This is a genomic window from Streptomyces sp. SID3343, from assembly GCF_009865215.1.
GTDB lineage: Bacteria > Actinomycetota > Actinomycetes > Streptomycetales > Streptomycetaceae > Embleya.
On sequence record NZ_WWJX01001575.1, the window covers coordinates 1 to 3,586 of the forward strand.

3 protein-coding genes and 1 pseudogene are annotated in these 3,586 nt (G+C 69.7%); all 4 read right to left on the reverse strand.

From position 1 onward, the window contains the following. Positions 1-207, reverse strand: a pseudogene (locus GT354_RS50390) (carbohydrate kinase family protein); the annotation flags it as partial. Between the two features lie 110 nt (positions 208-317). Beyond that, positions 318-1,211, reverse strand: coding sequence for a carbohydrate ABC transporter permease (locus tag GT354_RS50395; RefSeq protein WP_161364959.1), 894 nt, complete (start codon positions 1,209-1,211; stop codon positions 318-320). Further along, positions 1,208-2,158 (reverse strand): sugar ABC transporter permease, encoded by a 951-nt coding sequence (locus tag GT354_RS50400; protein WP_161364962.1) that lies wholly within the window; start codon positions 2,156-2,158, stop codon positions 1,208-1,210. Before GT354_RS50400 ends, GT354_RS50395 begins: the two co-directional genes overlap by 4 nt. Positions 2,159-2,169: 11 nt before the next feature. Then, positions 2,170-3,486: an ABC transporter substrate-binding protein gene (locus GT354_RS50405; RefSeq protein WP_161364964.1), complete on the reverse strand. Its 1,317-nt coding sequence runs from the start codon at positions 3,484-3,486 to the stop codon at positions 2,170-2,172. Positions 3,487-3,586 lie beyond the last annotated feature (100 nt).

The following is a 3,586-nucleotide window of genomic DNA, read 5'->3' on the forward strand; positions in this document are numbered from 1 at the left end:
GTCGTCGCCGACGCGTGCGGCGATGGCGACGCGCAGGCCGAGTCGGGCGGCGCCGCACGCGGTGATCGCGGCGGAGCCGCCGAGGGTGAGCAGGCCGGTGGGCACGAGTTGTTCGCGTTGCCCGAAGGCCAACGGCTCGTCGAGCGGACCGACCACGACATCGGGATTGGCGTCGCCGATGACGAGAAGGTCGAAGGTGTGCGGCATCGGACTTCCTGGGATGAGGTGCGAGGCGTGCGCGCGGACGCGCCGGGTGGGTCGGGGACTTCGGGCGGGGCCGAGGCCGAGGCGGGCGAAAACAGGGCGGCGGCGAGCCGTCAGCCCTTGAGCCCGCTGGAGGTGATGGATTGGATGAACGACTTCTGTGCGCCGAGGAAGGCGATCAGCACGGGCAGCACGGTGATCACGTTGCCCGCCATGACGGCGGACCACTTGGTGTGGTGCTGGCCCTGGAAGGTGGTCAGCCCCAGTTGGAGGGTGTATTGGGTGTCGTGGTTGATCGCGATCAGTGGCCAGGTCAGGTCGTTCCACGTGGTGAGGAACGTCAGGACGGCGACCGTGCTGAGCGCGGGTCTCGACAGCGGCAGCACGATGAGGAAGAGCACGCGCATGCGCGAACACCCGTCGATCCAGGCCGCCTCCTCCAGTTCCCGGGGCAGGGAGAGGAAGAACTGCCGGAGCAGGAACACCGCGAACGGGGTGACCAGCGAGGGGACGATCAGCGCACCTAGGGTGTCGATGAGCCCGAGCTGCTTCATGATCAAAAACGTCGGGATCATCGTGAGCTGGAACGGGATCGCCATGGTGGCCAGCATCAGCACCATCAGGGCCCGCGAACCGGCGAACCGCATCCGGGCGAACGCGTAGCCGCCCAGCGTGCCGAACACCAGGTTGGAGGCGACCGCGACCGCCGAGACGATCAGCGAGTTCGCGAACCACCGCGGGAACATCGCGTTGCCCAGGACGTAGTGGTAGCCACCGAGGTGGATCCCGGACGGCCACAGCGCGGGTGGGAACCGGTTGATCTCGGCGTCGCTCATCACCGAGCTGAGCACGAGCCAGAACAGCGGCAGCGCGAAAAGGATGGCCAAGGGTGCGAGCAGCAGGTGCCAGGCGCTGAACGGCAACTTCTTGCGGCGCGGGCTCGGCGTCGAGTCCGGCGCGGCCTGTGGGCGGGCGCTCTCGGGCGCGGAGGCGGTCACGGCGCTCATCGGGCGCTCCCCTCGACACCGGTGGCCTTGCGGCGCCGCACCAGTCGCTGGCCCACGCCGATCACCAACAGGGCGAGCGCGAGCACGTACGCGGCGGCGGCACCGTAGCCGGCGGTGAAGTTCTTGAACGCCTGCTCCCACACGAAGTAGACGACGGTGGTGGTGGACCCGAGTGGACCGCCCTTGGTGGTGACGTAGACCAGGTCGAAGACTTGGAGGGCTTTGATCGTCTGCCACAGCAGCAGGAAGACGCTGACGGGGGTGAGTGTCGGCAGCACCACGTGGCGCAGCAGGTGCAGGCGTCCCGCGCCGTCGAGTCGGGCGGCCTCCAACAGCGAGGGTGGTACGTCCTGGAGGGCGGCGAGGTAGATCACCACGCAAAAGCCCGTACCGCTCCACACCGAGATCACCACGAGCACGGCGAGTGCCTGGTTGGTGTCGGTGAGGAATCCCTGGGAGGGCAGACCCAGCGCGTGCAGCAGGGAGTTGGCCGCGCCGAACTGGGGGTCCAGGATGAACGAGAACAGCACGCCCTGGGCCGTCTCGGAGATGATGAACGGGACGAAGATGAGGGTGCGGTACAGGCCGACCAGGCGGATCCGCCGGTTCAGCGCCAACGCGAGGAACAGGCCGAGCGCCATGCTCAGCGGTACGTACAACACCGTGTACAGCAGCGTGTTGCGGACGGCCTGGCTGAAGTGCGGGTCCTGGGTGAGCGCGTCGTAGTTGTCGAGGCCGACCCAACGGCTGGGCGTCACCAGGTCGTCGGCCCGGAAGGACAGCATGAGCGACCACACGAAGGGCACCACGCTCAGTCCCACGATGACCAGGACGGCGGGAGAGATGTACGCCCAGGCGGTCGCCGACTCGCGGCGCCGCTTGCGGCGCGTCTCACGCTGTCGACGGTCGTGGTCCGACAGCGTCAGTGGAGCGGGTGGAGATGACATGGAAATGCTCCTCAACGCGGTATGACGAGGGCGGCCTTGGCGGCGGCGGCGCAGCGACTCAGTGCGCGCTCCGGGCTGCTCTTGCCGAGCAGGACGGAGACGATGGCCTCCCCGAGCGCCATGGAGATCTGCGGGTAGGCGGGGTGCACCGGGCGGACCCGGGCCGTCTCCAGGGCCTTGGTGAACACGCCCAGGCCCTCGACCTCGGTGGTGTGGTTCCGCCACTCGGGCATGCCCTCGCTGCCCCGGCTGAGCGGCAGACTGCCGCTGCGGACGTCCCACTGGACATCCTGCTCGGGCTGGGCCAGCCAGGACACGAACGTGCGGGCGGCGCGCACTCGGGCGGTGCCGTTGTCGAAGACCGTCCAGGTGTCGGGTCCGGAGATGGTGATCGGTCGTCCGCTGTAGCTGGGCAGCGGTACGACGTGGTAGTCGACCTGCGCCTGGATGATGTCGGGGAGCTGCCACGGGCCGGTGAGGACCATGCCCATCCGGCCGGAGTGGAAGACCTGGTACATCTGCTCGCTGCCGGGTTTCGGGTCGATGTACATGCTCTTGGCGCGGGCGAGTGCCTCCACGGTGCCCAGGGCGCGGGCTCCGACGTCGCGGAAACCGATGTTGCGGCCGTCGGGGGCGACCACGTCGCCGCCCAGGTCCCACACCATCGGCCACAGGCGCCACACGGTGTCCTCGTCGCCCACGCCCGGCCAGCCGGTGCCGAAGATGCCGCGACCGGAGTCGGTCAGCCGCGCGGCGGTGTCCTGGAAGTCCTGCCAGGTCCAGCCGGGTTCCGGCAGGGGTACGCCGGCGTCGCGGAAGATCTTCTTGTTGCAGACCACGGCCAGCGCGTCGAGCAGGGCCGGCGACGCCCGGACGTGGCCGCGGACGGTGACGCCGTCTCGGGCGGAGTCCCAGTAGTTCTCCCACGGGGTGGGGGCCGAGCGCACCGTGTCGGTCAGGTCGACCACCTGGGGGCTGCGGGCGACGCCGGCGAGGTCGGAGCCGAAGATGTAGGCGACGTCCGGGTAGGAGCCGGATGCGAGGGCCGCGGTGATCTTCTGCAGCATCGCGTCGGCCAGGACGCCGCCGCCGAGGTCGACGCGAATGTCGGGATGGGCGCGGTGGAACATGTCCACCAGTGCTTCGACGGCTTCGCGGCCGGTGTCCGACTGCCCGTGCCACAGTTCGATGGTGACGCGACCGTCGGCGCCCACGCCGTCGTCGGTACCACCGCACGCGGACAGGGCGGTCGCGAGCGCGACGCCGGCGCCGACGCGCAGCAGGCTCCGTCGGGAGAGGCCGGTGCGATGGAGCTGGCCAAGAGCCACTGGACCTCCAGGAAAGCTTCGAGATGGGTGGGGCGGGCCGATCGGGGCGCGTGCGAGGGCGCGCCGGGGCGGCTCGTCCTGGGCGATGGGCGCGCCGACG

Excerpts from the sequence above, each read along its gene's own strand:
- GT354_RS50395 (WP_161364959.1), bottom strand. The coding sequence starts at position 1,211 with ATGAGCGCCGTGACCGCCTCCGCGCCCGAGAGCGCCCGCCCACAGGCC.
- GT354_RS50400 (WP_161364962.1), bottom strand. The coding sequence starts at position 2,158 with ATGTCATCTCCACCCGCTCCACTGACGCTGTCGGACCACGACCGTCGA.